This is a genomic window from Terrisporobacter petrolearius, from assembly GCF_020748185.1.
Taxonomy (GTDB): domain Bacteria; phylum Bacillota; class Clostridia; order Peptostreptococcales; family Peptostreptococcaceae; genus Terrisporobacter; species Terrisporobacter petrolearius.
The window spans coordinates 1-250 of record NZ_JAHZMO010000242.1 but is presented as its reverse complement, the minus strand read 5'-3'; the positions used below and the strand labels follow the sequence as shown (position 1 = coordinate 250).

At 26.8% G+C, this 250-nt stretch carries 1 pseudogene; it reads left to right on the top strand.

The annotated features are described in order from the left end of the window. Positions 1 to 250: pseudogene (locus tag K0040_RS20490) on the top strand (IS3 family transposase); the annotation flags it as partial.

The window sequence follows — 250 nt, the reverse complement described above, 5'->3', positions numbered from 1 at the left end:
AAGGTTTGATTTATAATTTTAATTTAACTGGAATGGTAAGGCATTTGTGTAAGATAGCTAATGTATCCACTTCTGGTTATTATAGGTTCCTTAAAACAAAAGATTATAGGGATATAAAAGAAGATAGGGATATAAAAGAAGATAGAGATATAAAATCAAGAGATATTATATTAAAAGCATTTAATCACCGTGGATATAAAAGAGGCTCTAGGTCTATAAAGATGACATTAGAAAATGAATTTGGAATAAA